Source organism: Streptomyces sp. SAS_270, assembly GCF_052543295.1.
In genome coordinates this window covers 75,606-101,435 of sequence record NZ_JBMNDS010000016.1, presented here as the reverse complement: position 1 = coordinate 101,435, position 25,830 = coordinate 75,606, and the positions used below count along the sequence as shown (strand labels likewise).

The 25,830-nt window shown below is 72.9% G+C and carries 24 protein-coding genes; 11 read left to right on the top strand and 13 right to left on the bottom strand.

The features are described from left to right. Positions 1 to 35: 35 nt before the first annotated feature. The 3 genes from ACN6LB_RS14045 to ACN6LB_RS14035 form a co-directional block, all read right to left on the bottom strand. The gene (locus tag ACN6LB_RS14045) at positions 36 to 917 is read right to left on the bottom strand and encodes a hypothetical protein (RefSeq protein WP_445026077.1); all 882 of its coding nucleotides are present in this window, start codon (positions 915 to 917) and stop codon (positions 36 to 38) included. Positions 918 to 975: 58 nt separating this feature from the next. After that, positions 976 to 2,502: a hypothetical protein gene (locus tag ACN6LB_RS14040; RefSeq protein WP_356147539.1), complete on the bottom strand. Its 1,527-nt coding sequence runs from the start codon at positions 2,500 to 2,502 to the stop codon at positions 976 to 978. Between the two features lie 93 nt (positions 2,503 to 2,595). After that, positions 2,596 to 3,279 (bottom strand): GntR family transcriptional regulator, encoded by a 684-nt coding sequence (locus tag ACN6LB_RS14035; RefSeq protein ID WP_356147533.1) that lies wholly within the window; start codon positions 3,277 to 3,279, stop codon positions 2,596 to 2,598. Between the two features lie 170 nt (positions 3,280 to 3,449). On the opposite strand from ACN6LB_RS14035, the gene ACN6LB_RS14030 reads away from it, so the two are divergent. Genes ACN6LB_RS14030 through ACN6LB_RS14010 form a run of 5 tightly spaced genes read left to right on the top strand, consistent with a single transcriptional unit; the run spans position 3,450 to position 7,863 of the window. Next, positions 3,450 to 4,769 (top strand): MFS transporter, encoded by a 1,320-nt coding sequence (locus tag ACN6LB_RS14030; protein ID WP_445026076.1) that lies wholly within the window; start codon positions 3,450 to 3,452, stop codon positions 4,767 to 4,769. After that, complete coding sequence (locus tag ACN6LB_RS14025) at positions 4,766 to 5,590, top strand: putative hydro-lyase (RefSeq protein ID WP_445026075.1); 825 nt, start codon at positions 4,766 to 4,768, stop codon at positions 5,588 to 5,590. Before ACN6LB_RS14030 ends, ACN6LB_RS14025 begins: the two co-directional genes overlap by 4 nt. A gap of 31 nt (positions 5,591 to 5,621) precedes the next feature. Beyond that, positions 5,622 to 6,380 (top strand): LamB/YcsF family protein, encoded by a 759-nt coding sequence (locus tag ACN6LB_RS14020; protein WP_356147525.1) that lies wholly within the window; start codon positions 5,622 to 5,624, stop codon positions 6,378 to 6,380. Beyond that, complete coding sequence (locus tag ACN6LB_RS14015) at positions 6,377 to 6,994, top strand: 5-oxoprolinase subunit B family protein (protein ID WP_445026074.1); 618 nt, start codon at positions 6,377 to 6,379, stop codon at positions 6,992 to 6,994. The genes ACN6LB_RS14020 and ACN6LB_RS14015 overlap by 4 nt, the downstream gene beginning before the upstream one ends. Next, positions 6,991 to 7,863: a biotin-dependent carboxyltransferase family protein gene (locus tag ACN6LB_RS14010; RefSeq protein ID WP_445026073.1), complete on the top strand. Its 873-nt coding sequence runs from the start codon at positions 6,991 to 6,993 to the stop codon at positions 7,861 to 7,863. The genes ACN6LB_RS14015 and ACN6LB_RS14010 overlap by 4 nt, the downstream gene beginning before the upstream one ends. Before the next feature lie 33 nt (positions 7,864 to 7,896). Here ACN6LB_RS14010 and ACN6LB_RS14005 read toward each other — a convergent pair whose 3' ends face one another. The 5 genes from ACN6LB_RS14005 to ACN6LB_RS13985 form a co-directional block, all read right to left on the bottom strand. Then, positions 7,897 to 8,751 (bottom strand): SGNH/GDSL hydrolase family protein, encoded by an 855-nt coding sequence (locus ACN6LB_RS14005; RefSeq protein ID WP_445026072.1) that lies wholly within the window; start codon positions 8,749 to 8,751, stop codon positions 7,897 to 7,899. Further along, positions 8,748 to 9,902 (bottom strand): glycosyltransferase, encoded by a 1,155-nt coding sequence (locus ACN6LB_RS14000; RefSeq protein ID WP_445026071.1) that lies wholly within the window; start codon positions 9,900 to 9,902, stop codon positions 8,748 to 8,750. The genes ACN6LB_RS14005 and ACN6LB_RS14000 overlap by 4 nt, the downstream gene beginning before the upstream one ends. Beyond that, the gene (locus ACN6LB_RS13995; RefSeq protein ID WP_445026070.1) at positions 9,899 to 11,020 is read right to left on the bottom strand and encodes a glycosyltransferase family 4 protein; all 1,122 of its coding nucleotides are present in this window, start codon (positions 11,018 to 11,020) and stop codon (positions 9,899 to 9,901) included. The genes ACN6LB_RS14000 and ACN6LB_RS13995 overlap by 4 nt, the downstream gene beginning before the upstream one ends. 139 nt (positions 11,021 to 11,159) lie before the next feature. Continuing rightward, complete coding sequence (locus ACN6LB_RS13990; RefSeq protein ID WP_445026069.1) at positions 11,160 to 12,578, bottom strand: HEAT repeat domain-containing protein; 1,419 nt, start codon at positions 12,576 to 12,578, stop codon at positions 11,160 to 11,162. Between the two features lie 301 nt (positions 12,579 to 12,879). After that, entirely contained in the window at positions 12,880 to 13,272 is a 393-nt protein-coding gene (locus ACN6LB_RS13985) for an ankyrin repeat domain-containing protein (protein WP_445026068.1), read from the bottom strand. A 307-nt stretch (positions 13,273 to 13,579) separates the two neighbouring features. On the opposite strand from ACN6LB_RS13985, the gene ACN6LB_RS13980 reads away from it, so the two are divergent. Together ACN6LB_RS13980 and ACN6LB_RS13975 are read left to right on the top strand one after the other, a co-directional pair. Continuing rightward, the gene (locus ACN6LB_RS13980) at positions 13,580 to 13,774 is read left to right on the top strand and encodes a hypothetical protein (protein ID WP_356147615.1); all 195 of its coding nucleotides are present in this window, start codon (positions 13,580 to 13,582) and stop codon (positions 13,772 to 13,774) included. Between the two features lie 37 nt (positions 13,775 to 13,811). Next, complete coding sequence (locus tag ACN6LB_RS13975) at positions 13,812 to 15,413, top strand: hypothetical protein (protein WP_445026067.1); 1,602 nt, start codon at positions 13,812 to 13,814, stop codon at positions 15,411 to 15,413. Here ACN6LB_RS13975 and ACN6LB_RS13970 read toward each other — a convergent pair whose 3' ends face one another. Further along, positions 15,414 to 16,661: an aminotransferase class I/II-fold pyridoxal phosphate-dependent enzyme gene (locus tag ACN6LB_RS13970; RefSeq protein WP_445026066.1), complete on the bottom strand. Its 1,248-nt coding sequence runs from the start codon at positions 16,659 to 16,661 to the stop codon at positions 15,414 to 15,416. Between the two features lie 359 nt (positions 16,662 to 17,020). Then, the gene (locus ACN6LB_RS13965; protein WP_445026065.1) at positions 17,021 to 18,520 is read right to left on the bottom strand and encodes an SCO1417 family PLP biosynthesis transcription factor; all 1,500 of its coding nucleotides are present in this window, start codon (positions 18,518 to 18,520) and stop codon (positions 17,021 to 17,023) included. A 64-nt stretch (positions 18,521 to 18,584) separates the two neighbouring features. On the opposite strand from ACN6LB_RS13965, the gene yczE reads away from it, so the two are divergent. The 4 genes from yczE to ACN6LB_RS13945 all read left to right on the top strand — a co-directional run bounded on the left by yczE (position 18,585) and on the right by ACN6LB_RS13945 (position 22,087). Further along, positions 18,585 to 19,274: a membrane protein YczE gene (yczE, locus tag ACN6LB_RS13960; protein ID WP_445026064.1), complete on the top strand. Its 690-nt coding sequence runs from the start codon at positions 18,585 to 18,587 to the stop codon at positions 19,272 to 19,274. Next, the gene (locus ACN6LB_RS13955; RefSeq protein ID WP_445026063.1) at positions 19,271 to 20,038 is read left to right on the top strand and encodes a glycerophosphodiester phosphodiesterase; all 768 of its coding nucleotides are present in this window, start codon (positions 19,271 to 19,273) and stop codon (positions 20,036 to 20,038) included. Before yczE ends, ACN6LB_RS13955 begins: the two co-directional genes overlap by 4 nt. Positions 20,039 to 20,101: 63 nt before the next feature. Beyond that, on the top strand, positions 20,102 to 21,457 hold the full coding sequence (locus ACN6LB_RS13950; RefSeq protein WP_445026062.1) for an MFS transporter: 1,356 nt from the start codon (positions 20,102 to 20,104) through the stop codon (positions 21,455 to 21,457). A gap of 255 nt (positions 21,458 to 21,712) precedes the next feature. Further along, positions 21,713 to 22,087 (top strand): RNA polymerase-binding protein RbpA, encoded by a 375-nt coding sequence (locus tag ACN6LB_RS13945; RefSeq protein ID WP_003977404.1) that lies wholly within the window; start codon positions 21,713 to 21,715, stop codon positions 22,085 to 22,087. Positions 22,088 to 22,227: 140 nt separating this feature from the next. On the opposite strand, the gene fxsA is transcribed toward ACN6LB_RS13945, so the two are convergent. From fxsA to ACN6LB_RS13930, 3 genes are all read right to left on the bottom strand, one after another. Continuing rightward, positions 22,228 to 22,767 (bottom strand): FxsA family membrane protein, encoded by a 540-nt coding sequence (gene fxsA, locus ACN6LB_RS13940; protein ID WP_445026061.1) that lies wholly within the window; start codon positions 22,765 to 22,767, stop codon positions 22,228 to 22,230. 72 nt (positions 22,768 to 22,839) lie between these two features. Beyond that, positions 22,840 to 23,634, bottom strand: a complete 795-nt coding sequence (locus ACN6LB_RS13935; protein ID WP_356143212.1) for a polyprenol monophosphomannose synthase — start codon at positions 23,632 to 23,634, stop codon at positions 22,840 to 22,842. 537 nt (positions 23,635 to 24,171) lie between these two features. After that, positions 24,172 to 25,785 carry an amidohydrolase gene (locus ACN6LB_RS13930; RefSeq protein WP_445026060.1) on the bottom strand — a complete coding sequence of 538 codons (1,614 nt, stop codon included), beginning with the start codon at positions 25,783 to 25,785 and terminating at the stop codon, positions 24,172 to 24,174. Positions 25,786 to 25,830: the final 45 nt, after the last annotated feature.

The following is a 25,830-nucleotide window of genomic DNA, read 5'->3' as shown; positions in this document are numbered from 1 at the left end:
GCGGACTCTCGTAGTCGTGAAGGCAGTTCGGGAGGTCAGGAGTGGAACGGGAGCCCGGCGTCGGCCACCAGCTCCAGGTCCTCGGTGTCCTGGGCCGGCAGCAGCGTCGCCGTGCCGTCGGTGACCGGGACGATGCCCAGCTCCAGCAGCTCGGCGAGGGCGGCACTGCCCGCCATGTCGCGCACCTGGAGCTGGTAGCGGGCGGTGGTCCGGTACGTTCCCCCGGCGTCGTCGCCGGTGCGTTGCAGGAACCCGGAATCGGTGAGGAACGCGAGGGCCTTGCCGACGATGCCGGTCGTCGAACCGGCGAGTCTGCGCGCGTCCTTGGTGGCGCCGGCGGAGCTTCTGCGGGCCCAGATCCGCCAGGCGGCCTCCAGGCCGGGCGCGTCCGTCGCCGGGTCGGTGTTCTCCCCCGTCTCCTCGGCCCGCTCCTCCAGCCTGCGGCAGGCCTGGCGGACGAACGCGTCGACGCCGTTGACCGAGACGCGCCCGATGTACCCGTCGTCGGCGAGGTCCTCGGGGCGGGGGAACGCCATCGCGGCGACGGCGAGGTGGGCGAGGCCGTGCAGGAAACGGTCGGTGCCGTCGGCCGACGTACGACGTGCGTAGTCGCCCATGCGGACGGCGAACACGGAGTCCTCGGCGGCGGTCACGGCCATCCCCGCACGCGGGGACACCTCCAGGACGACCAGGCCGAGACCGGCGGCCACGGCGTCCGCGAGCCGCGCGAAGGGCGCGTCCTCGCGGTAGCGGCGCAGCAGTTCGGCGTACTCCTGGTCGCGCGCGGGCTGCAGCTTGGGCTGCAGCCCGAAGGCGACGAGCCGCGCCGCGTCGGCGGCGTCGGCGGGGGTGACGGCGGCACTGGGCGCCAGTGCGGCGGCGGCCTCCGGCTCGCTCCACTCGACGGGCTCGGTCACGGCTGCTGCTCCTTGTTCTGAGACGACCCGTAGTTCGCCTGCGCCTTGAGCGGAGAGTTCACGCCGCCTCCGTCCGGTCCGCCGCCATGCCGGCAGCGTCCAGCAGGGCCATGCCGACGACGAGGTCGGCGCCGCCGAACTCGGGGTCGTCGAGTTCGGTGCCGTCGTCGACGGCGAACAGCAGCTTCTCCTCGCCCTGCCGGTAGGCGGTGCCGACCGGGGGGCTGGCCGCGTGGACGGCCAGCAGGGCGACGAGGTACGGCAGTTCGGGGTCACGGCGGCGTGCCTCGGCGAGCAGCCCGGACAGCCGACGGGGTGCGTCTGCGGGCAGGTCGAGCAGCTCCAGAGCGCTCGCCAGCTGCTCCTCGCTGAACCGGCTGTCGTCGGGCGTGGCGATCAGGTCGGGCTCGGGCATCTCGGCGCCGAGGTGCTCCCGTTCGGTGGGCGGCGTCAGCAGTATGTCGACGAGGTCCCCCACGCGGACGGAGACGGGCGTGCGCAGGCCCGTACCACGCGCGAAGAAGGCGTCGGTCACGCGCAACGCCTGCTCCACGGGCAGCGGCAGCAGCGGCGCGACGAGGTGCCCGTAGAGGTCTATCCCCGAGGTGGTCATGGGCGTGGCGAAGGCCTGCCGGTCCTGCTCGGCGCGGAACAGCGGTCCGGCCTCCAGGAGCCGGGACTGCAGCTGGGTGTGCCGGCGGATGCAGTCCTTGACGATGTCGACCAGTTCGGCGGCGCGGCGCTTCTGCTCGGAGTCCTCGGACTCGTCGCGGGCCTTGCGGATGTTGGTGAGGATCGCGTTCTCGTGGCGGTAGCGGTCGGCGACGTGGTCGAGGGCCTCGGCGATCATGTCGGGTACGGCCTGCAGCCAGTCCACCGCGCGGACGTTGCGCCGGGTCGCGTCAAGCGCCCGCCGCAGCGTCTCCGAGTACTGCACGGTCCGGTACCGGGCCTGCTCGGCGGCGAGCTGGGCGTCGGCGAGCCGGCCGCGGCTGATCAGCACCTCGAGCTTGACCTCGGCGGCGATCTGCGCGCTGGTGACGTCGGTGTCGAGGGCGCCGACGAGGACGTTGACCGCTTCGTCGGTCGTCCGGAGGTAGACGGTTCCGCCGTATCCCGGGACCTCCTCGATCAGCTTGAAGTCGTAGTCGCGGCGTACGTAGGAGCCGTCGGGCGCGAATGTGCCGTACACGGCGCGGAAGCCGCGGTCGACGCTGCCGACGTTGATCAGGTTCTCCAGGACCCAGCGGGCCACGCGCTCGTGCTCGGCGACGGGCCGCTGCGGGGCCTGGGCGGCGATGCGCGGGATGAGCCTGGCCACTATCTGGTCGTGGTCGGCGCCCGTGTCGAAGTCCATGTTCAGGGTGACGAGGTCGATGGCGGCGAGGGCGACCTCCGCCATGCCGTACACCGAGTACTCACCCGCGAGGTTCGCCTTGCGTGCGTCGAGGTCGTGCAGCGGCGCGGTGCAGGCGAGCGCGCGCAGCCGCCGCGCCAGGCCCTCGTCGGCGGCCGGGCCCGGGGCAGGGCGCGGCCCCGCGCTGAGCTGGGGCGGAACGCTGTCCGTCGATGCAGGCGAAGTCACGGTGCACAGACTAGGTCCTCGGTCTGACAACGGTCGAAACGACGCAGATGCGACCGCCGTCCCGGCGGGTGCACGCCCCGCAGCCCGGCCGGATCACCCCACTCGTCGCCCGTACACCTCGACGAGTCCCTTGAGCGAGTCCTGGAGATACTCCGCGAGCAGACGCTCGGCACCGTCCCGATCGCCCGCCTGGAGTGTCCGGAGGATCTCCCGGTTGCGTGCGAGGTACGGCTCGTGCAGCCGGCGTGGATCGTCCACCACGTGGAAGGCGAGCCGCAGTTCGGCGAAAACGCTGCGCATCAGTTCGTCGGTGCGGGCGCTGCCGGCGAGCGCGACCAGCTCCCCGTGGAAGTGGATGTTGGCGGTGGAGACGCCTTTCCAGTCATCTTCGCGGGCCGCGCGCTGCCCGTCGTCGACCGCCTCGGCGAGCCCGTCGACGGCGTACGGCGGCCGGCCGAGACTCCGTACGACCGCGCACTCGACGAGACCGCGGGTGCGGTAGATGTCCTCTACGTCCTCGACGGTCAGCACCCGGACGAAGACACCCCGGTTGAGCTCGTGGATCAGCAGCCGCTCGTGTGTGAGCAGCCGGAAGGCCTCGCGCAGCGTGTTGCGCGAGACGCCGAGCGCGCCGCCGATGCTGTCCTCGGACAGCCGGGTCCCGGGCGGGAAGAACCCGTCGGCGATCCGGCTCCTGAGGATGTCCGAGACCCGCTCGGCGGTGCTGGTGCGGCCCAGCAGGGCGCGATCGTCGGCCAGTCCCGTCAGCTCTGCCATGCCCGGAATTCAATCGCAGAAATAAGAACGAAACAACATAGGTATTGAGGGATCGTTCAACGATCCTCTACCTTGTCGGTCAGGCGCCGACGGCACAGCCCCGGCGCCCCCGCTTCCGCACGGCACGGCTCATCCCTCAAGCACCCTCCGTCCCTCATTGCGAGGTGCCCATGAGCACGACCCCTCCCTCCCAGGCCCTGACCGCCGATCCCGCTCCCGGTACGGGCGAACCCCACACCCCCGACGGCGCGTTCGGCTGGCTGCGCGCCCTGAGCCCGCGAGGCCGACGCGCCTTCGGCGGTGCGTTCGGCGGCTACGCCCTCGACTCGTACGACTACTTCACCCTGCCGCTGAGCATGGTCGCGCTCGCGGCGTACTTCGGCCTGGACAGCGGCCAGACCGGCCTGTTCACCACCGTCACGCTGGTCGTCTCGGCGGTCGGCGGCGCCGTCGCGGGTGTGGTCGCGGACCGGATCGGACGCGTCAAGGCGCTGATGATCACTGTGGCCACGTACGCGGTGTTCACCGTGGCCTGCGGCTTCGCGCCCAACTACGAGACCCTGCTGGTCTTCCGCGCCCTTCAGGGCCTCGGCTTCGGCGGCGAGTGGGCGGTCGGCGCGGTCCTGGTCGCCGAGTACACCGGCGCGAAGCACCGGGGCCGCACGCTCGGCGCGATCCAGAGCGCCTGGGCCGTCGGCTGGGCGCTGGCCGTGATCGTCTACACCCTGGTCTTCCAGTACCTCGACGACGGCCTCGCCTGGCGCGTCATGTTCTGGACCGGCGCGCTGCCCGCGCTGCTCGTCGTCTGGGTGCGGCGCCGGGTGCACGACGCACCGGAGGCGGCCGCCGAACGCGCCAAGAGCGGCCACAAGGGCTCGTTCGCGGCGATCTTCAAGCCCGCCACGGCCGACTCCCCGGGCCTCCTGCGCACCACGTTCTTCGCCGTTCTGCTGTCCACCGGCGTACAGGGCGGCTACTACACGCTGGCCACCTGGGTGCCGACGTACCTCAAGACGGACCGCGGTCTGTCCGTCGTCGGCACCGGCGCCTATCTCACGTTCCTGATCTCCGGAGCCTTCATCGGGTACCTCACCGGCGGCTATCTGACCGACCGGCTGGGCCGCAAGCGCAACATCCTGCTCTTCGCCGTCCTCTCCGCGGCCGGCATCCTCGTGTACGCCAACATCCCCAGCGGCGCCAACACGCTGCTCCTGGTACTCGGTTTCCCGCTGGGCTTCTGCATGTCGGCGATCTTCAGCGGCTTCGGCTCGTTCCTGAGCGAGCTGTATCCGACGGCGGTGCGCGGCACCGGCCAGGGCTTCACCTACAACACGGGCCGGGCCGTGGGGGCCGCCTTCCCCACGACGGTCGGCTTCCTCGCCGACAGCTGGGGCGTCGGCGGCGCCCTGGTCTTCGGCGCCATCGGCTACGCCCTGGCCGCGCTGGCGCTGCTCGGGCTCCCCGAGACCCTGGGGAAGGAGCTCCGGTGAACCGCACCTCCCAGGACCGCCCGTTGTGCGTGGTCGACGGCCACGCGCACGCGTGGACCCCCAAGAAGGCACGCTCCCTGTTCCGTTCGGGCGTGTCGGGGCCGACCGCCGGAGTCGCCGCGGGCCACACCCAGGTGAACCTGATCTCGGTGCCCGCCGACTGGGCGTACGACATGCTGCTGTTCTGCCAGCGCAACCAGAAGGCGTGCCCCGTCCTCGACGTCACCGACGCCGGTGCGTGGACGACCGTCCTCGCCGACGGCGCGGACCTGCGCACCGACCTGCCGCGCTACCGCGTGTGGGAGCACGGCGAGCTGGTCGAGGAGCCCACGGACGTGGTGGACCGCTGGCGCGACGACCTCGTCACCTTCCTCATCGGCTGCAGCTTCACCTTCGAGTGGGCGCTGACCGGGGCGGGCGTCCCGATGCGCCACATCGAGCAGGGCCGCAACGTCTCGATGTACGTGACCCGGCGCCGGTGCCGCCCGGCCGGGCGGCTGCACGGCCCCATGGTGGTGTCGATGCGCCCTGTCCCGCCCGAGCACCTGGCCGCGGCGATCAGGGAGAGCAGTCTGCTCCCGGCCGTGCACGGCAGCCCGGTCCACTGCGGCGAGCCGTCGGTCCTCGGCATCGAGGATCTCTCGCGCCCCGACTTCGGCGATCCGGTGGACCTCGCGCCCGACGACATACCCGTGTTCTGGGCCTGCGGAGTGACGCCGCAGGCAGCCGTGATGGCGTCGCGCCCGCCCTTCGCGATCACCCACGCGCCCGGCCAGATGTTCGTCACGGACACCCGCGACGAGCAGTACCGCGTCCTTTGAGCATCGACCGAACAGGAGAAACAGAGATCTCATGACCCCGATCGATCTCAACGCCGATCTCGGTGAGGGCTTCGGCCGCTGGCGGCTGACCGACGACGAACAGCTGCTGTCCGTCGTCACCAGCGCCAACGTGGCCTGCGGCTTCCACGCCGGGGACGCGGCCACCATGCGGCGGGTGTGCGAGCTGGCGGCCGAGCGGGGCGTACGGATCGGCGCCCAGGTCTCCTACCGCGACCTGGCGGGGTTCGGGCGGCGCTCGATGGACGTGCCGTCCGACGAGCTGGCGGCCGAAGTGGCCTACCAGATCGGCGCCCTGGAGGTCTTCGCCCGCGCGGCGGGCACGCGCGTGTCGTACGTGAAGCCGCACGGCGCGCTCTACAACCGCGTCGTGCACGACGAGGAGCAGGCGGGGGCCGTCGTGGACGGCGTCCTGCTCGCGGACGCCCGCCTGGCCGTCCTCGGCCTCCCCTCCTCACGGCTCCTGGCCCTCGCCGAGAAGGCCGGACTGCCCATCGCCACCGAGGCGTTCGCGGACCGCGCGTACACCGCCGAGGGCACCCTGGTGCCGCGTTCCCAGGACGGCGCGGTGATCACGGACGCCGACACGGTGGCCGAACGCTCGGTGGGCCTGGCACGCTTCGGCACGGTGACGGCCCACTCCGGGGAGCGCATCCCGGTCCGCGCCCGCTCGCTGTGCCTGCACGGGGACACGCCGGGCGCGGTGGACCTGGCCCGCCGGGTCCGCGCCCGGCTGGAGTCCTCGGGCGTCCTGGTGGAGGCGTTCGCATGAGGGCCCTCCCGGTCGGCGACCGTGCACTGCTCGTCGAGGTGTCCTCGGGCGACGCCGCACAGGCCCTGCACGCCGAGCTGCTGCGCCGCCGCGCGGAGGGCTCCCTCTGCGTGCGTGAGATCGTCCCCGCGGCCCGCACGGTCCTCCTGGACGGCGTGGACGACCCGGCCTGCCTGGCCGCCGCACTCACCTCGTGGCGGATCCCGCCGCTGCCCGTGCGCGCGGAGGCGGCGGTCGAGATCCCCGTACGGTACGACGGCCCGGACCTGGCGGACGTCGCGGCCCTGTGGGGGGTGCCGGAGGCCGAGGTTCCGGCGATACACGCGGCGGCCGGGTTCCGGGTCGCCTTCTGCGGGTTCGCGCCCGGGTTCGGCTACTTGACGGGGCTGCCCGCCCGCTACGACGTTCCCCGTCGGGCGACCCCGCGCACGAGCGTCCCGGCGGGTTCCGTGGCCCTCGCGGGCCCCTACACGGGCGTGTACCCCCGCTCTTCGCCGGGCGGCTGGCAGCTGATCGGCACGACGGACGCCGCTTTGTGGGACCCCGCGCGCGTGCCGGCCGCACTGCTGGCCCCCGGCACCCGGGTCCGCTTCGTACCGGTGAGGCAGGCATGACCGACCGGGCCCTCTCCGTCGTCCGCGCCGGGGCCCTGACCACCGTCCAGGACCGGGGCCGCCCCGGCCATGCCCACCTCGGCGTACCGCGCTCGGGGGCCCTGGACGCGCCCGCGGCGGACCTCGCCAACCGTCTCGTCGGCAACCCGCCCGAGGCCGCCGTCCTGGAGACCACCCTCAACGGCTGTGCCCTGCGCCCGCGTTCGACGCTCACCGTGGCGGTCGCGGGCGCGCCCTGCCCGGTCACCGTGGACGGCCGTCCAGCGCCCTGGGGTGCTGCCGTACGCGTGCCTGCGGGAGCCCTGCTGGACATCGGACGGGCCGACCGGGGGCTGCGCGCCTACGTCGCCGTCGCGGGCGGAGTGGCCGTCGACCCGGTGCTCGGCAGCCGCTCCACGGACCTCCTCTCCGGGCTCGGCCCGCCACCCCTCACCGACGGCATGGTGCTGCCGCTGGGCCGCGCCGCCACCGTCCGCGCGCGCGTGGACGTCGTCCCGCAGCCGGCGCCGCCCTCGGAACTGGTCCTGCGCGTGACACCGGGCCCACGCGACGACTGGTTCACACCCTCGGCCCTGCGCACACTGACCACGCGCACCTACCAGGTGTCCTCGGCGAGCAACCGCATCGGCCTGCGCACGGAAGGGCCCTCCCTGGAGAGGGCCGTTTCCGGCGAGCTCCCCAGCGAGGGCATGGTCCTGGGCGCTGTCCAGGTTCCCCCGGACGGCCGACCGGTCGTCTTCCTCGCCGATCACCCCACCACCGGCGGCTACCCGGTCATAGCCGTCGTCGACCCGGCGGACCTGCCCGCCGCGGCCCAGGCGGTGCCGGGCATCCCCGTCCGGTTCACGGCGGTACGGCGCCGGCGCTGAGTCCCGCGCTCCTGAACCGGCCGCCCTCACCCCTCATGCGGCATCCGGCCGCTCCGCGACCGACAGCGCGGCCAGCGCCGACGCGACGGCGCGGGAGGCGGTCAGGTCGAGGCGGGCGCTGGTGCCGCGGGCGCGGTGGCGTACCTCGTCGGCGGCCAGCGTGAGGAGCTGCGGGAGCAGGTCGGTGCAGCGCCGGGCGACCCAGCCGGTGCCCGCGGTGGCCAGCCACCACAGGCTCGCCGACCGGGTGGGCACGGGGAACTCGGGTTCGGCGGCGGGCGCCGGGCCGGTGGCCAGGCCCGCCTGGGTGAGCAGGGCATGGAAGCGGACGGCGAGCTGCCGGTGGCCCCGCTCCCCCGGGTGCAGCCGGTCCGCGCTCCACAGGGCGCGGTCCGTCAGCCACGCGCCCTGCGCCGCGTGCAGGTGCACCGCGCCGTACCGCTCGGAAAGCGCGTGCACGACCGTGTTGACGGCCCGCTGCCGCCGGGCCAGCGGGTGCCCCAGCGCTCCGGGCAGCCCCAGCATCGCGCCGGGGTCGGGCAGACAGGCCGTGAGCAGCACCGCGCCCTGTGCCGTGAACGCCGCGTACACCTGGTCGAGCCGGGCGGCCACGGCGTGGATGTCGAAGGTGCACCGCAGGGTGTCGTTGACGCCGATGACGACGGACACCACGTCCGGCAGCAGCGCCAGGCCGGCCGGGGTCTGCCGTTCCAGCACGTCCCGGGACTGCGCTCCGCTCACCGCGAGGTTGGTGAACTCGACGGGCGCGTCCTTCGGCGCGAGCCCGGCGGCGAGCAGCGCGGCCCACCCCCGCCAGGCCTCGCCCACCGGGTCGCCCACGCCCTCGGTCAGCGAGTCCCCGATGGCCACGAACCGCAGGGGCCTCATCCGACGCCCTCCTGCAGTCGGCGCCGCACCGGGACCTCCGCGTCGTGCGCGGCGAGAAACGCCGCAACCGAGGCATCCCATCCGAAACACTCGGCACGCGCGCGTGCCGCTTCCCTGCGCGCGCCCTCGGGGCGCCCCAGAAGAAGCCGCACCGCGTCCGCGAAGGCCTCGCCGCTGTCGGCCGCGGTGGCCCCCGCGGACCCCACGACCTCCGGAAGAGCGGACGAGGCGCTGGCCACCACGGGTGTGCCGCAGGCCATCGCCTCCAGAGCGGCGAGCCCGAACGTCTCGGCGGGCCCCGGGGCCAGGCACACGTCGGCGGAGGCCTGCAGCGCGCTCAGCACCTCGCGGTCGGCGACATGTCCGAGAAACGTGACGGGCAACCGTCGCTCCCGGGCGCGCTGTTCGAGCCGGCCCCGCAGCGGCCCGTCCCCGGCGACCACGAGCACGGCGCGTCGGCCGCGCCCGAGCAGTTCCTCCAGCGCGTCGAGCGCCGTGCCGGGCCGCTTTTCCACGGACAGCCGGGAGCACAGTACGAGCAGCGCCTCGTCCACGCGCGCGTACCGGGCGCGCACGCCGGGGTCGCGCAGCGCGGGGTGCCGGCCCGTCAGGTCGACGCCCAGCGGGGCCCGTACGACATTGCGGGCGCCGATGCGCACGAACTCACGCTCCGCGAACTCCGTGGTGCACACCACGCGCGCGTACATGTGCGCCGTACGGGTGTTGAGGGCGTCGGCCGTGCGTCGCGCCATGCCCTCGGGGATCCCCCAGGTGCGCAGCACGCCGTCGGCGGTCTCGTGGGAGACCATCACCGCGGGCACCCGCGCCCGGCGCGCCCATACGCCCGTCCAGCGCAGGGTCGTCCGGTCGCAGACCTCCAGCCGGTCGGGGGCGAGCGACCGAAGGAGGGCGGCGACCCGGCGCTTGTCGGTCAGGACGCGGTAGCCGCCGGTGCCGGGCAGCAGCGGCCCGGGCAGGGTGATCACCCGCCCCTGCTCGGTGTCCCGGTCGGTGGCGCGCTCGCCGGGGACGACGAGCACGGGTTCGTGCCCGGCCCTGCGGTAGCCGGTCCCCAGTTCCCGCAGGGCGGTGCGCAGTCCACCCGACGCCGGGGCGACGAAGTTGGCGAGCCGTACGATCCTGAGGCTCATGCCGCGACCGCCGTCCGCGCCGAGAGGACGTCGGCGTAGTGCCCGATGAGCTGGTCGCCGACGGCCGCCCAGGTGCGGCCCTCGACGGTGCGGCGCCCGGCGGCGCCGTAGGCGGCCCGCCCGGCCGGATCGGCGACCAGGGACCACACCGCGTCGCGTACGGCGTCGGCGTCGCCGGGTGGCACCAGCAGCCCCGTACGGCCGTGGGCCACCAGGTCCAGCGGTCCGCCCGCCGCCGGCGCGACGACCGGCACGCCGCTGGCCATGGCCTCCTGCACGGTCTGGCAGAAGGTCTCGAAGGGGCCGGTGTGCGCGAAGACGTCCAACGAGGCGAAGATCCGGGCGAGTTCGTCGCCGGTGCGGCGGCCGAGGAAGACCGCGCCGGGGAGCGTCTCGCGCAGCGCGGTCTCGCTGGGGCCGTCGCCCACGACCACGACGCGTACGCCGTCCAGCGCGCAGGCGGCGGCGAGCAGTTCGACCTGTTTCTCGGGGGCGAGCCGGCCGACGTAGCCGACGATCAGCTCGCCGTTGGGGGCGAGTTCACGGCGCAGCGCCTCGTCCCGGCGGTCGGGGCGGAAGCGGACGGTGTCCACACCGCGCGGCCACAGCCGAACCCGGGGCACACCGTGCGCCTCCAGGTCGTGCAGGGCCGCGCTGGACGGGGCGAGGGTGCGGTCGGCGGCGGCGTGCACGGAGCGGATGCGCCGCCAGGCGGTGGCCTCGCCCGCGCCCATGTACGTACGGGCGTATCCGGCGAGGTCGGTCTGGTAGACGGCGACGGCGGGGATGCCGAGCCGGGCGGCGGCCGCCATGCCGCGGACGCCGAGGACGAAGGGGCTGGCCAGGTGGACGAGGTCGGCGCGGTGTTCGGTGATCGCCGCGGCGACGCGTCGGCTGGGGAGGGCGACGCGGACCTGGGGGTAGCCCGGGAGCGGTAGGGAGGGGACACGGACGACGGGGCACGGCGCGGAGGCGTCGGGCCCGTGCCCGGCGGTGGCCGGGGCGACGACGAGGGGGGAGTGACCGCGATCGACGAGGTGCCGGGCGGTCTGGAGCGCGCAGTGGGCCACGCCGTTCACATCGGGGGGAAAGGACTCGGTCACGATGACGACACGCATACCCGTGTTGTCGCCGAGCCGGACGTGGTCACGTCAACGTCGATCTTTCCGGACGAGGAACGTCCCATGAGCGTTGCGCTGCACACCCGAGCGCGTCGGGTGGCGTCCACGCCCGGCTGCTCGCCGGGTCACCCCGCGTTCATACGGCGGGCATGTCGGGCCCCATCCGGCTGCGTACGGCGGTCTGGACCTCCGCTTCCTCGGCCGGGTCCGTGGCCAGTCGGCGGAGCTGGTCGACGACGCGCGCGTCACCGGTCTCGGCGTGGCGTGCGGCGACCTCGCGGGTGAATTCCTCGCAGTCCCACAGGCATTCGACGGCGAAGCCGGCGGGGAAGGAGGGGTCGGTGGCGGCGAGGGCGCGGGCTGCGCGGCCGCGCAGATGGGAGGAGGCGGTCTCGCGGTAGATATGGCGCAGCACGGGTGCGGCGCAGGCGATGCCGAGGCGTCCGGTGCCGTCGACGAGGGTCCACAGGGTGGGCGCGTCGGGGCCTTCGCCGCGGATGGCTTCCCGCAGGGCGCCGAGGACCAGTTCGCTGTCCTGGGCGCCACCCCGGCAGGCGAGCATCCGTCCTGCGGCGGCGCCGAGCGCGTCGGGGCGGTGCGCCCAGTTTCGTGCCCGGTCGACGGCGGCGACGCTGCGCATCCGTTCGAAGGCGTCCACTGCGGCGTCGACGGCTGTCGTCGAGCCGTCGGCCACCGCGCCCTCGATCAGGTCGAGGGCGTCCGGATCGTTGCTGTCGGCGAGATAGCGCAGGGCGGTGCAGCGAGCGCCGTCGCCACCGGAGCGGGCGGCTTCGATGATCGCGGTCCGGTCCTCCGGGCCCGCGACGGCCGCGAGGCAGCGGGCGGCCGGCACATGGAGCGCGGCTCCGCGTTCGATGCCCTGCTGGGCCCATTCGAAGACGGCCTGCACGCTCCAGCCCGGGCGGGGCCCGGACGGTCGCATCTGGCGTTGCCAGCGGTCGAAGGAGCCGGCCTCCTGGGCGGCGCGCACGCGTCCGCCGACGGAGGCCCGGGGATCCTCGGCCCACAGCCGCCAGGGCCGGGGTTCGAAGGCGTCGCGCACGACGACGGCGAGTTCGGCCTCGCCCTCCGGGTCGGCGGGGAAACGGGCCAGCACGGGTTCCGCGAGGGCGCGCAGGCCCGCGTCGTCGTCGCGCAGGGCCAGCTCGTCGAGGGCCCAGGCCCAGCCTGTGCCGCCGGCGGCGTAGCGCCGCAGCAGCTCCAGGGCGTCCCGCCTGCCGTACGAGGCGAGGTGCCCGAGGACCGCGAGGGCGAGCCCGGTGCGGGACTCGCAGGTGTCGAGGATGTCCTCGGCGTCGAAGAGGTGCCGCTCGATCTCGTCGAGCTCACCGCTCAGATCGAGGTAGAGACGGGCGTAGTAAAGGGAGCGGTTCTCCACCTGCCAGTCGTGGCGGGGGTCGCGCAGCACGCAGTGGTTCAGTGCCGCGAGCGCCTCGGCGCGCGGGGCGGTGAGTGCGTGCAGCGTGCCGTCGCCGCGGCCCCTCTGGAGCAGGCCGAGCAGCGTACCGCTGGGCGCTATGACCGGATCGAACATGGGAAACAGCCTCACATCAAGCGTCGACGCAACCGGGGATCGTGCTTTACCTGGCCGCGTGACAACACGTCGGGGCGCCCGCCGTTTCCTGCTTGCTGTAGACCATCTTCCTCTGCCTCTCGTCGGTGGCCCATGCGGGCCGCGTCACGGCCCGCGCGGTGCGGCAACATCTGCCCAGCCATCACGTCCGTGAATCACGAAGTCATGATGACTCGGCAGTTCTTCCTGCCGCGACCGTATTTCCGGCGGCCCCGTTCCGCCTCCCCCTTTTGCTGCGTTTCGCCTGGTCAGGGCGTTCGAGTCAGTGTGCGCCGAACAATTCGAGCAGTTCCGTCTTGCCGAACATCCGCGCCGTGTCGGCGGCCGAGGGCGTGCCCGCGGCCGGATCGGCTCCGGCGTCCAGAAGGGCGCGGATGACCGCTTCCTCGCCCTTGAAGACGGCTCCGGCGAGCGGGGTCTGGCCCCGGTCGTTGATCCGGTCGGCCTCGGCGCCCCGCTCCAGAAGGGCGCGCACCGCCTCGGCGTGGCCGTGATACGCGGCGAGCATCACGAGCGAGTCGCCGCGGTCGTTGGTGAGGTTGGCCGGCACGCCCGCGTCGACATAGGCCACCAGCGCCTCGGTCTCGCCCCGGCGGGCCAGATCGAAGATCTTGGTCGCCAGCTCCACGACCTCGGGGTCGGGGGCTTCACTCATCGGCCGGACCGCCTCTCACTACGACTGCAACGGGGGACTGCGTGAGCGTACGGCAGCGAGCGCTTGCAGCCGTACGGGTGAATCGCCAGCGTACTGGCTGCGGCGACACATGACGGGCCCCGCCCGAGGCAAGGATCAGCACGGGCGCCACAGGAGACGACAGACCTGCTCAGGCGGCCCAGGACGGCTCCCCCACCTGGGTGAAAAACGCCGAAATTCACCCAGTTGCACCTTTTATCGTATGGATACATCCTGTGAGCCTGGAAGAACTCATGGTGACTGTCCCCCTTCAACCAGGAGAGCTCAAATGATCCTGTCCATCTCAGGCGTCGTCCTGCTCGGCATCATCGTCTTCCTCTTCTTCCGCAAGGACGGCCTCAAGGCCTCGCACGCCATGGTGTGCGCACTCTTCGGCTTCTATCTCGCGGGCACCGCCATCGCCCCGAGCATCACGGCCGGCGGGGCGAGCCTCGCGAGCCTCCTCGGCGGGATCAAGTTCTGACGTTCGTCCAGCTCGTACGCACCTTCAGGAGACAGCAGTGGCCCGGCGCCCCCTCCCCCGCATCCTGAGCAACGGCACCGCCCAGATCGCCCGAAGCAGGGAGCTGGCCCGGACGGCAGCCGACAGCGCCACCGACGTCCTCCATCCACTGATCACGATCACTCGTGGTCTGCGCCGGCTGGCAACCGCCGGACGGCGCAGATGGGCCGCCACTCCCAAGGACCGGCGCGGGCCGCTGCTGTTCCTGGTGGCCTCGGTGATCCTGGTCGTGGCCCTGGTGCCGTACGGACCGCTGCTCGCCGCCATCACCCTGATGGCGGCGGCAGCCTGGACGGGCCGTGACCGCACCGATCCCGAGCCCGAGGGCCCCGACGAATCACAGGTCCAACGCCTGAGGTCGCTCTACGAAGCCCTGGTCCCGTACTTCTCGGCCGCGGAGGACCCGGCCCCGCTCTACGCCCACGGCGGGGACTGGGAGAAGGCCTTCCCGGCCTACGACTTCGACGACACCGGGCGCGTGTCCCGCCTCCTCATCCACTACCCGGCCTACTTCGCGGACGGCGAGACGGACTGCCGCGCCCGCATCGAGCAGCTGCTGCACGCCAAGTCGGGCCGCGGCCGCGAGTACCACTTCGAGTGGGACGAGGAGGGCAACCAGCTCGCGGTCACCGTCCTCGCGCCGCTGCCCACCGACATCGCCGCCCAGCGCTTCGTCACGGCGCCGGGCGAGACCGTCCTCGGCTTCACCGACCCGACCGGCGTCCAGCGCACGCTCCCCCTCACCCACGGGGAGGAGCAGCGCGACGTCCCGCCGGTCGTGTGGCGCACGGGCGTCCGTTCCACGGAGCCCCATCTGCTGGTCGCCGGCGAGCCGGGCAGCGGCACGAGCACTCTGCTGCGCTCCCTCGCGCTCCAGGCCCTGCGCCACGGCGACGTCCTGATCGTCGAGGGCGGCGGCACCGGCGAGTACGCGTGTCTGACCGGCCGTGACGGCGTGCTGGCCGTCGAGTGCGGCCTCGCCGGGGCGCTCGCGAGCCTGGAGTGGGCCGCCCACGAGACCGAACGCCGCCTGATCGCCGCGAACCGCGCCCGCCAGGCGGGCCACCCGGCGCCGGACGACACCAAGCGCCCTCTGTGGATCCTGCTGGACCGCCCGAGCGTCCTCGGCCACGTCGCCGCCGCCGACGGCCACCCGGACCCGCAGACCCTCCTCCAGGTCCCGCTGCGCCACGGCCGCGCGGCGAACGTCACGGTCGTGGTGGCCGAGCACTTCGACACCCTTGACACCCTCAGCGACGCCGTACGGCAGCACACGCGCGCCCGGGTCGTCCTGGGCCCGGCGTCCCCGGACCGGCTCGAAGCGGTACTCGGCGCCCCGCCGCACACGACCCCCGTCAAGGACGTGCCGCCCGGCCGGGGCTACGCCCGCCTGGGCACGGGCCCGGTGCTGCGCCTCCAGGTCCCGGCCACCCCCGACCCGTACGACGACGCGACGAGCGATACCCACCGCCGCGCGGTCCTCGACCTGCTCCCGGACCGCACGACTCCGGCGGACGCGCAGCCGGTACCCGCGGACGCACAGCCGGTATCGGCGGAAGCGCAGCCGGTAGCGGCGGAAGCGGCGATCGTCGAGAGCTGATCAGGCCCGCTGCGCGGCGGCCAGTCGAACGCACACGGCCAGACCGCGGATGGCCTCCTCGACCTCGGCGAGGTCCGGATAGGTCGGGGCGATCCGGATGATCGCGTCGGCCGGATCCTCACCACGCGGATGGGTGGCCCCGGCCGGGGTGAGCGCGATCCCGGCCTCCTTGGCCAGCCGCACCACTTCCTTGGCGGTCCCCTCGGGCACGGTCAGCGAGATGAAGTAGCCGCCGATCGGCTCGGTCCAAGAAGCGAGCCCCGAGTCACCGAGTTCCTCCGCGAGGATCCGCTCCACCGCGGCGAACTTGGGCGCGATGATCCCGGCGTGCCGCCGCATGTGCGCACGCACACCGTCCTCGTCCTTGAGGAAGAAGGCGTGCCGCAGCTGGTTGACCTTGTCCGGCCCGATGGTCCGCTTGGCGACCACACCGAGCCACCAGGCGATGTTCGCCTCGGAAGCCCCGAGGAAGCCCACACCGCTGCCCGCGAGGGTGATCTTCGAAGTCGAACCGAAGACGAGCGCCCGGTCCGGGTTGCCGTGCTCGGCGCAGAGGGCGAGGAAGTCGGCGAGCGGCGTCTCCTCCTCGGTCAGGTGGTGCACGGCGTAGGCGTTGTCCCAGAAGACCCGGAAGTCACCGGCCGCGGCGGTCATGGAGGCCAGTCGCCGCACGGTCTCGTCGCTGTAGGTGACGCCGCTCGGGTTGCTGTACTTCGGCACGCACCAGATGCCCTTGATCCCGGCGTCCTCGGCGACGAGCCGCTCGACGACGTCCATGTCCGGACCGTCGTCGGTCATCGGCACCTGGATCATCTCGATCCCGAAGCGGTCGGTCAGGGCGAAGTGCCGGTCGTACCCCGGCACCGGGCACAGGAACGCGACACGCGGCTCGTCGGCCCAGCGCCGCTCACTCCCGGGAACCCGGCTCAGCAGGGCCTGTACGACGACGTCGTGCATCAGCTCCAGGCTCGAGTTCCCGGCGGCCAGCAACTGCTCGACCGGCACCTGCAACGGCCCGGCGAAGATCCGCCGCAGCTCGAGCAGCCCCTTCAGCCCCCCGTAGTTGCGCACATCGGTGCCGTCCTCGGCCGTGTGGACGTCACCACCGGGCAGAGCAAGCAGCTCATTGGCGAGGTCCAGCTGCCGCGGAGACGGCTTGCCACGGGTGATGTCCAGGGAGAGGCCGCGTCCGACAAGCGCCGCATAGTCGCTACGGGCACGGTCGAGGGAGACAGGAGCAGTGGTCATGCCCCCACGCTAGCCCCGCCCCCGCATCCCCCGAACCCCACCCCAACATCCGAGACGCAGACCCCCGCAACCCGCAGCCGCCCCCCGGCACTGAACGCGACTGCCACCGCCACCCCCACACACCCGCAGCCGCCCACCGACGCCGGCGCTGAAGGCGACCGCCACCCCCACGCACCCGCAGGCGCCCACGCACGGAAGGGGCCGTGCCGGTACATCACATGCCCGTCGCGTACGCGGTCACATCCAACTCCAGCCATCCCGGAAAACAGAAGTGACCGCGTACGCGACGGGCGGATGCACCGGCACGGCCCCGACCCACAAGTCACCCGCAGGCGCCCCGCGAAGGGCGCCCCGCCAGATCACGCCACAAACGTCCGAGGCGCCTCAGTACCCCCACTGACCCCGGCCTCGACCAACCGCGCCGCAGCAGCAAGCCGCACCGCCGCCTCCTCGGCGACCGCACCCCCCACGGTGAACGGCAACCGCACATACCCCTCGAAGGCGCCGTCCACGCCGAAGCGGGGACCCGACGGCACCCGCACCCCCACCCGCTCCCCCACCTCGGCCAGCCGCGACCCCGAGAGCCCCCCGGTCCGCACCCACAGCGTCAGCCCGCCCTGCGGCACGTCGAACTCCCACTCCGGCAGCTCGCGCCGTACGGCGGCGACGAGTGCGTCCCGGTTCTCCCTGGCCTGCCCTCGCCGAATGTCCACGGCCTGCTCCCAGCCCCCGGTGCTGAGCAGCCAGTTCACGCCCAGTTGCTCCAGCACCGGCGTCCCGAGGTCGGCGTACGCCCGCGCGGCGACCAGACTCCGGATGACGTCCGGAGCCGCCCGCACCCACCCGATCCGCATCCCGGCCCAGAACGCCTTGCTGGCGGAGCCGACGGTGATGACCGTCGACCCGGCGGGGTCGAAGCCGCACACGGGACGCGGCATCTCAAGGCCCTCGTCCAGATGCAGCTCGCTCATCGTCTCGTCGACGACGAGGACGGTGCCCGCGGACCGCGCCGCGTCGACGAGCCGCCGCCGCTGGTCCTCGTCGGCGAGCGCCCCGGTGGGGTTGTGGAAGTCCGCGACGACGTATGCGAGCCGCGGTGCCGCGTCCCGAAGGACCTGCCGCCAGCGGTCCATGTCCCAGCCGGCGAGTCCCTCGGCCATGGCGACGGGGACCAGCCGGGCCCCGGCCTCCCGCATCAGCTGCAGGATGTTGGCGTAGGAGGGCGACTCGACGGCGATCCGTTCGCCGCGCCCGGCGAAGAGATGGCAGATCGCGTCGATCGCGCCCATCGCCCCGGTCGTCACCATGATCTGCTCGGGCATCGTCGGAATGCCCCGCGCGGTGTACCGGTCGGCGAGCGTGGCGCGCAGCGCGGGCAGTCCGGCCGGGTAGTCGCCGTGCGTGTGCGCGTACGGCGGCAGCTCCTCCAGGGCGCCCTGCACGGCGCGGGTGAGCCATGGCTCGGGCGCGGGGAGCGCCGCGCAGCCGAGGTCGATCATGGACCCGAGGGCCTCGGGCGGAAGCGGTTCCAGGCCACGTGCGGGCAGCGGGTTCCCGGCGGGCACGGCGGTCCAACTGCCCGCGCCCCGACGGGACTCCAGGAAGCCTTCGGCGCGCAGCGCCTCGTAGGCGGCGGCGACCGTCGTACGGCTGACGGACAGCGACAGCGCGAGTTCCCGCTCGGCGGGCAGCCGGGCGGCGACCGGCACCCGGCCCTCCAGGACGAGCAGCCGGATCCCGTCGGCGAGCGCGCGGTAGGCGGGCGGGCGGCGCGTGCCGGGGCCGGCGGGCCGCTCCTGCTGGGAGTTGAGCAGCCGGGCGAGCTGCGCCGCCCCCACCGCCGAAGTCCACTGCGCCATGTCTACCAGTCCACCTTCCCCGAATTGGCCATGGATGGCTTCTCTTTCCAAGCCACAGAGTGTCATGTGTCAGGCCACTACCACCACAGGGGGGCACTTCTTGTCCACGCAGAGCCGTCTCGCGAGACGGTTGATCCAGCTGTACGTCGGCCTGGCGCTGTACGGCGCGAGTTCCGCGCTCCTCGTGAAGTCCGGCCTCGGCCTGGAGCCATGGAACGTGCTCCACCAGGGCCTGGCGAAGCTCACCGGCCTGACGATCGGCGTGGTGTCGATCATCGTGGGCGCGGCGGTGCTGCTCCTGTGGATCCCGCTGCGCCAGCGCCCGGGCCTCGGCACGGTCTCCAACGTGTTCGTCGTGGGCATCGCCATGGACGGCACCCTCGCGCTGGCCCCCGACGCCCACGGCCTGGCGATCCGGGTCCCGCTGCTCGTGGCCGGCATCCTCCTGAACGGTGTGGCCACCGGCCTGTACATCTCCGCGGCCTTCGGCCCGGGCCCGCGCGACGGCCTCATGACGGGACTGCACCGCCGTACCGGCCGCTCGATCCGGCTGATGAGGACGGGGATCGAGGTGGCGGTCGTCGTCACGGGCTTCGTGCTCGGCGGCACCATCGGCATCGGCACCGTCCTGTACGCGCTGTCCATCGGCCCGCTGGCCCAGGTGTTCCTGCGCGTGTTCGCCGTCCCGTCGGCATCGGGCGGAAGCACGGTCGTTGCCACGGGTCAACCGGAGAGGGCGATACTGCGTCCGTGACCACGCCGATACGCCACCCCTACCTCGACCACCCGGGACCGATCGCCTTCGCCCACCGGGGCGGGGCCGCGGACGGTCTGGAGAACACCGTGGCCCAGTTCCGGCGCGCGGTGGAGACGGGCTACCGGTATCTGGAGACGGACGTGCACGCCACGGCGGACGGCCGGCTCGTCGCCTTCCACGACTCGACCCTGGACCGGATGACGGACGGGGCGGGCCGGATCGCGGACCTTCCGTGGCAGGACGTGAGCCACGCGCGCGTGGCGGGCAAGGAACCGGTCCCCCTCTTCGAGGAACTCCTGGAGACCTTCCCGCAGGCGCGCTGGAACGTCGACATCAAGGCCGAGCCCGCCGTGCGCCCTCTGCTGGACCTGCTCGACCGCACCAGCGCCTGGGACCGCGTATGCGTCGGCTCGTTCTCCGAGCCGCGGGTGGCCCGCGCCCAGCAGCTGGCCGGCCCGCGCCTCGCCACGTCCTACGGCACCCGGGGCGTCCTGGGCCTGCGCCTGCTCTCGTACGGCATCCCGGCCGCGCTGCGCCGGTCGGCGGTCGCCGCCCAGGTGCCCGAGTCCCAGTCGGGGATCCCCGTGGTCGATCACCGCTTCGTACGCGCCGCCCACGCGCGCGGGCTGAAGGTGCACGTGTGGACCGTGAACGAACCGCAACGCATGCACCGCCTCCTCGACCTGGGAGTCGATGGCATCATGACCGATCACATCGACACGCTGCGCAAGGTCCTGGAGGACCGGGGCACCTGGGCCTGAGTCCCTGCAGGACCCCTCGAAAGGCCCCTCGCGCGGTCCGTTCACGGGGAAGCGAGGGCACGGGTGGGCACCGACACCGTGCGGGCGGAGGCTGCCGACGAGGCCGCCGAGCGACGGCGCGAACAACACGGCTGGTACGTGTACGACTGGGCGTGCTCCGTCTACTCGACGAGCGTGCTCACCGTGTTCCTGGGCCCTTATCTGACCTCGGTCGCCAAGTCGGCGGCCGACGCGGACGGCTTCGTGCATCCCCTGGGTGTCCCGGTCAGCGCGGGGGCCTTCTTCGCGTACTCGGTCTCCGCGTCCGTCATCCTGTCGATCTTCGTGATGCCGATCGCGGGCGCGGCCGCCGACCGCACGGGCCGCAAGAAGCCGCTCCTCGCGGCGGCGGCCTATCTGGGCGCCGCGGCGACGACCGGCATGTTCTTCCTGGACGGCGACCGCTATCTGCTCGGCGGACTGCTGCTGATCGTGGCGAACGCGTCGGTGGCCGTGTCGATGGTGATCTACAACTCCTACCTGCCGCAGATCGCCCCGCCGCAGGAGCGCGACGCGGTCTCCTCCCGGGGCTGGGCCTTCGGGTACGCGGCCGGATCCCTGGTTCTGGTCGCGAACCTTGTCCTTTTCACGGCCCACGACACCTTCGGTGTCTCCGAGTCGACGGCCGTGCGCATCTGTCTGGCCTCGGCGGGCGTCTGGTGGGGCGCCTTCACCCTCGTCCCGCTCAAGCGGCTGCGCGACCGCCGGCCGGGCCGGGCCACCGCGGCGGCGCCGGCAGTACACGGCTGGCGGCAGCTGGCCACCACCGTGCGGGACATGCGCGGCAAGCCCCTCACCCTCGCTTTCCTGCTCGCCTACCTCGTCTACAACGACGGCATCCAGACGGTGATCTCCCAGGCGTCGGTGTACGGCTCGGAGGAGCTCGGTCTCAGCCAGTCCACCCTGATCACCGCCGTGCTGCTGGTGCAGGTGCTCGCGGTGGCGGGCGCCCTCGGCATGGGACGGCTGGCCCGCACCTACGGGGCGAAACGCACGATTCTCGGCTCACTGGCCGCCTGGACGGTGACGCTCGCCGCCGGGTACTTCCTGCCGGCGGGCGCGCCCGTCTGGTTCTTCGTGCTCGCCTCCGGGATCGGTCTGGTCCTCGGCGGCAGCCAGGCCCTGTCGCGCTCCCTTTTCTCGCATCTCGTGCCGCCCGGCAAGGAAGCCGAGTACTTCTCCGCGTACGAGATGAGCGACCGCGGCATGAGCTGGCTGGGACCGCTGCTGTTCGGCCTGACCTACCAGCTGACCGGGAGTTATCGGGACGCGATCATCTCGCTCGTGGCCTTCTTCGTCGTCGGATTCGTGCTGCTCGCGAGGGTCCCGGTGGAGCAGGCGGTGCGCGACGCGGGCAATCCCGTACCGGACAGGATTTAGCGCGCGAGGCCAAAGGCCGGTAGTGTACGCGTTTGGCCTGCCAGGCGTACCGTTACTGCGCGTCAAAGAAGACGAAACGCTGGGTGACATCTACTGTCAGATGTGACAAACCGGGCGCAGGTGGGTACAACAAGGGGCGGCTACGACGGCGACGCATGGCCCGGAACGGGAATCTTTACCGCCGACCGGACGTTGACCGGATGACGACGACAGCGACACCTGTCCTGTGGGCGACAAGCCCGGGAGGCACGATTCATGAGTGAGCGAGCTCTTCGCGGCACACGCCTCGTAGTGACCAGCTATGAGACGGACCGCGGCATCGACCTGGCTCCGCGCCAGGCCGTGGAGTACGCATGCGAGAAGGGGCACCGGTTTGAGATGCCCTTCTCGGTGGAGGCCGAAATTCCGCCGGAGTGGGAGTGCAAGGTCTGCGGGGCCCAGGCACTCCTCGTGGACGGCGACGGCCCTGAGGAAAAGAAGGCCAAGCCCGCGCGTACGCATTGGGACATGCTGATGGAGCGGCGCACTCGCGAGGAGCTCGAAGAGGTCCTCGAAGAGCGTCTGGCGGTTCTCCGCTCCGGCGCGATGAACATCGCGGTGCACCCGCGAGACAGCCGCAAGTCCGCGTAGTCCCTCCGGGGGTTGGGCGGCATAGTGCACGAAACCGCAGGCACCGTGATTTGGGTACGGTGCCTGCGGTTTCGTGCGTCCTCTTCCGGCCTCGTCACCGAACGCCGGACGGGCCCGACCGGCGGACGGGCCCGTAGGGGCTAAGCCCCTTCGCTCCGGTCCCTGATGACCTCGCCCTGGACGATCTTTCCGTCGGGGCGGTGGATGCGGGTCTGCTGGTAGGCGTCGCCCAGAGGGCCCGGGACGGCCTGGCTCATCCTGCGGTCGATCGCTCGCTCGGCGTAGGCACTGAGAGCCTTCTGGACCGGCGGGACGAGCAGGAGGAGTCCCAGGGCGTCGGAGATCAGGCCCGGGATCATCAGAAGGAGGCCGCCGAGCATCATCAGGCCGTTGCCGTTGCCCCTGCCGGCCGTGGGCGGCGTGCCGCTCTGCTGCTGTTGCAGCGTCTCGCTCAGGTTCTGGAAGGCCCGGCGCCCGGCCCGCTTGATGACCACGGAGCCGAGCACGAACCCGGCGACCAGCAGCAGGAAGACCGTGAAGCCACTGGCGGCGCCCGCCACCAGGGTGAGCAGCCAGATCTCCAGCACCAGCCAGGCGGCGACGCCGAGCGGCAGGAAGGTGCGCAGCCGGGAACGCCGCGGCCGGGCGGGGTAGGTGGGGGTCGGTGCGCCTGTCGTCATACGTCCAGTGTGCCTGGACGCAGCTCAGCGCGGGATAAGGGGACGATCGACGGCAGCTGTGCGGCCGTACGGCTAGGGCTGCTTGCCGCGGCCGAAGACCTTGCCGACCCTCTCCCCCACGCCCCATGTGGTGACCCGCCACAGGGCCTCCACGAGGATGTCGCGGCTCATCTTGGAGTCGCCCAGCTCCCGCTCGACGAAGGTGATCGGCACCTCGACGACGTGGAAGCCGGCCCGGACGGCGCGACGGGCCAGGTCGACCTGGAAGCAGTACCCCTGCGAGGCGACCTCGCTGAGGCCGAGGCCTTCGAGGGTCTCGCGGCGGAAGGCGCGGTAGCCGCCGGTGACGTCGCGGATCGGCACGTCGAGCAGGACGCGGGAGTAGAGGCTGCCACCGCGCGAGATGAACTCGCGGGACTTGGGCCAGTTCACCACCCGGCCGCCCGGCACCCAGCGGGAGCCGAGAACCAGGTCGGCGCCCTTGAGGGCGGTCAGCAGCCGGGGCAGTTCCTCGGGCTGGTGCGAGCCGTCGGCATCCATCTCGATCAGGACGCCGTAGCCGTTGTCCATGCCCCAGCGGAAGCCCGCGAGGTAGGCGGCGCCCAGGCCTTCCTTGCCCTTGCGGTGCAGCACCTGGACCTGGTCGTCCTCGGCGGCCACCTCGTCGGCCAGCTTGCCCGTGCCGTCGGGGCTGTTGTCGTCGGCCACGAGAACGTGCGCGTCGGGCACGGAGGTCCGCACCCGGGCGACGATCTTCTTGATGTTCTCCGCCTCGTTGTAGGTCGGGATGATCACCAAGGCCGTGCCGAGCGGGCCGAACCGTCTCCCCTGGGCCTCTGCCGCGAGGGTCCCGTCGCCGTCGTTCACTGCTGCCCCTTCATGTCCGTACGCAGGGGTCCACCATAGTGGCCGTAACCAGTGGTTCCGCGTCGACGCGTTAGTACGGGGGTGTCGATTCCCCTAGAGGCGGGTAAGAGGGTGCCTTGCGGCCTTGAGCAGGCGTGCTGCGGATCGGGGCCCGGCGCCCTTCGGGCCGACCTGGGACCCGCTGGCTGCGGATCGACCGAAAGCCGTTGTCTACTGAACGTCCGGGCCCCACCCGGGTCACACCAAGCCGACTGACTGAACGTTCCCTCGCCTGGCGCGGGCGCTGGGCCTGGCTCCCAGTGTGGTGCGCCGGTGCGGCGCACCACCCCTGACCCAGCGGCGCTTCGACGACTGCTCGGAAGTTCCCCGGTCGGACGTCCGGTGGTGGACCCGGCCGAACCTACCGGCCCCCTGCGGCCAGCTGTCAACAGGCGTTTGACCTGCGACGTTTCCCTCAATCGCCTGGTCAGCGGGGAGGATGCGCAGGTCGCGCGACACGGGCGCGGACGCGGAACGGGGCCGCGCCACCCCCGGACATCACTCGTCCGGCCGTACGAATACCGTGCGGCCGCCCACGACGGTGCGCAGGCAGACGGGCAGGTCGCCCCCGGGCGTCAGGTCCGGCAGCCCGGGGGTGCCGGAGCGGGGGTCGGTGGACCAGCGCGCGACCCGGTCGTCGGGGGCCTGCACGACGAGGTCGTCGGTGCGCCACACGGCGTAGTCGGCGGGCGCGCCGGGCACCAGGACACCCGCGTCGTCCCGTCCGACCGCCCGCCATCCACCCCGCGTATGCGCGGTGAACGCGGCGCGGACGGACACCCGGTGCTCGGGCGTGCGATGGAAGGCGGCGGCGCGGACGGTGCCCCACGGGTCGAGCGGCGTGACGGGGCTGTCGGAGCCGAAGGCGAGCGGGACGCCGGCGCGCAGCAGGGCCGCGAACGGGTTGAGCGTGCGCGCCCGTTCCGCGCCCAGGCGCTCGGCGTACATGCCGTCCTCGCCGCCCCACAGCGCGTCGAAGGCGGGCTGGACGGAGGCGGTGAGGCCGAGTTCGGCGAAGGCCGCGATGGTCTCGGGGGTGAGCATCTCGGCGTGCTCGACGCGGTGCCGGGCGGCGCGGACGCGGGCCAGGCCGACCTTCTCGGCGGCTGACCGCACGCCCTCGACCACCGAGGCCACGGCAGCGTCCCCGATGGCGTGGAAGCCCGCCTGGAGGCCCGCCTCGGTGCACGCGGCGACATGGGTCGCGACGGCGGCGGCGTCCAGGTAGGCGGTGCCGGTGTGGTCGGCGTCGGCGTACGGCCCGTGCAGGCACGCGGTGTGCGAGCCGATGGAGCCGTCGGCGAAGAGGTCACCGGCGGCGCCGATCGCCCCCAGGGCGCGGGCCCTGGAGATGCCTTCGTCGCCCCACTCGGCCCAGTAGCCGACCACACGGGGCCCGGGCTCCTCGTCGGCGAGCCGGAGCAGCCCCGCGAGGTCGTCCTCGGAGGAGATGTCCGGGCCCGCGCACTCGTGGACCGAGCCGATGCCGAGCGAGGCGGCGTGGGCGAGTGCGGCGCGCTGCGCCTCGGCGGGCTGGGCGGCGGTGACGGCGCCAAGCGCGGTGGCCCGTACGGCGTGGTGGGCGTCGCGGGTCAGGGGGCCGTCCTCGTGGGCCCGGGCCCCGGGGACCAGGTCGAGGAGCGCCGTGCTGACGACCGCCGAGTGCACGTCGATGCGGGAGAGGTAGAGCGGGCGTCCGCCGGTGGCCTCGTCGAGTTCGGCACGCGTCGGCGGGCGTCCGCCGGGCCAGCGGGCCGCGTCCCAGCCGTGCCCGAGCAGGACCCGGTCGGCCGGGCGCGCGGCGGCGAAGTCGCGTACCCGGGCGAGGGCCGCCTCCAGGGAGGGGGCGTCGGACAGGTCGAGGCCGGTGAGGGCGAGTCCGGTGGCGGTGGTGTGCACGTGGGCGTCGGTGAACGCCGGGGTGACCAGCGCCCCTTCGAGGTCCACGACTGCGTCGACCCCGTCCGCGAAGGCGTCGGCCGCGCCTTCGGAGCCGACCCAGGCGACCTGGCCGCGTTCGACGACCATCGCGGTGGCGAAGGGGTCGGCGGGGCTGTGGACTTCTCCACCGCGCAGCAGCACGGTGTCCGACGAGGCGGTGCTCTCACTCATGGGGAACAGTCTCGCGCCTCGGCAGGGCTCTCCCGCGCGCGGGTC

Excerpts from the sequence above, each read along its gene's own strand:
- ACN6LB_RS14035 (WP_356147533.1), bottom strand. The coding sequence starts at position 3,279 with ATGGCAGAGCTGACGGGACTGGCCGACGATCGCGCCCTGCTGGGCCGC.
- ACN6LB_RS14030 (WP_445026076.1), top strand. The coding sequence starts at position 3,450 with ATGAGCACGACCCCTCCCTCCCAGGCCCTGACCGCCGATCCCGCTCCC.
- ACN6LB_RS14020 (WP_356147525.1), top strand. The coding sequence starts at position 5,622 with ATGACCCCGATCGATCTCAACGCCGATCTCGGTGAGGGCTTCGGCCGC.
- ACN6LB_RS14015 (WP_445026074.1), top strand. The coding sequence starts at position 6,377 with ATGAGGGCCCTCCCGGTCGGCGACCGTGCACTGCTCGTCGAGGTGTCC.
- ACN6LB_RS14010 (WP_445026073.1), top strand. The coding sequence starts at position 6,991 with ATGACCGACCGGGCCCTCTCCGTCGTCCGCGCCGGGGCCCTGACCACC.
- ACN6LB_RS14005 (WP_445026072.1), bottom strand. The coding sequence starts at position 8,751 with ATGAGGCCCCTGCGGTTCGTGGCCATCGGGGACTCGCTGACCGAGGGC.
- ACN6LB_RS14000 (WP_445026071.1), bottom strand. The coding sequence starts at position 9,902 with ATGAGCCTCAGGATCGTACGGCTCGCCAACTTCGTCGCCCCGGCGTCG.
- ACN6LB_RS13995 (WP_445026070.1), bottom strand. The coding sequence starts at position 11,020 with ATGCGTGTCGTCATCGTGACCGAGTCCTTTCCCCCCGATGTGAACGGC.
- ACN6LB_RS13990 (WP_445026069.1), bottom strand. The coding sequence starts at position 12,578 with ATGTTCGATCCGGTCATAGCGCCCAGCGGTACGCTGCTCGGCCTGCTC.
- ACN6LB_RS13985 (WP_445026068.1), bottom strand. The coding sequence starts at position 13,272 with ATGAGTGAAGCCCCCGACCCCGAGGTCGTGGAGCTGGCGACCAAGATC.
- ACN6LB_RS13980 (WP_356147615.1), top strand. The coding sequence starts at position 13,580 with ATGATCCTGTCCATCTCAGGCGTCGTCCTGCTCGGCATCATCGTCTTC.
- ACN6LB_RS13970 (WP_445026066.1), bottom strand. The coding sequence starts at position 16,661 with ATGACCACTGCTCCTGTCTCCCTCGACCGTGCCCGTAGCGACTATGCG.
- ACN6LB_RS13965 (WP_445026065.1), bottom strand. The coding sequence starts at position 18,520 with ATGGCGCAGTGGACTTCGGCGGTGGGGGCGGCGCAGCTCGCCCGGCTG.
- yczE (WP_445026064.1), top strand. The coding sequence starts at position 18,585 with ATGTGTCAGGCCACTACCACCACAGGGGGGCACTTCTTGTCCACGCAG.
- ACN6LB_RS13945 (WP_003977404.1), top strand. The coding sequence starts at position 21,713 with ATGAGTGAGCGAGCTCTTCGCGGCACACGCCTCGTAGTGACCAGCTAT.
- fxsA (WP_445026061.1), bottom strand. The coding sequence starts at position 22,767 with ATGACGACAGGCGCACCGACCCCCACCTACCCCGCCCGGCCGCGGCGT.
- ACN6LB_RS13930 (WP_445026060.1), bottom strand. The coding sequence starts at position 25,785 with ATGAGTGAGAGCACCGCCTCGTCGGACACCGTGCTGCTGCGCGGTGGA.